Source organism: Dysgonomonas sp. 25, assembly GCF_010501075.1.
In the GTDB taxonomy this organism is placed as follows: domain Bacteria; phylum Bacteroidota; class Bacteroidia; order Bacteroidales; family Dysgonomonadaceae; genus Dysgonomonas.
Genome location: NZ_QVMN01000027.1, coordinates 1 through 222, shown reverse-complemented (window position 1 = coordinate 222; position 222 = coordinate 1). Strand labels below are relative to the sequence as shown.

Annotated in this window: 1 protein-coding gene; it reads right to left on the bottom strand. The window is 28.4% G+C overall.

Going from position 1 to position 222, the window contains the following annotated elements:
• A partial coding sequence (locus D0T66_RS16270; protein WP_221412242.1) for a hypothetical protein occupies positions 1-222 on the bottom strand: 222 nt, incomplete at both ends.

The following is a 222-nucleotide window of genomic DNA, read 5'->3' as shown; positions in this document are numbered from 1 at the left end:
TGAACCCTGAGTAATTTTAAAGACTGACTTATTGTTTAATAATTTAATTAGTTCCTTTTTATATTTTGCGCTAGATTCATATAACACTTCATCTTTATATATCCAAATACTAAAATCATCCAGCTCATCCTTAGAAAAAATAGGCTGAAGTTTTCCAATATCCTCTTGTATTTTTTCGACCTTTTTCACACTCCAATTGGCCTTTAAATCAGATATTTCTAT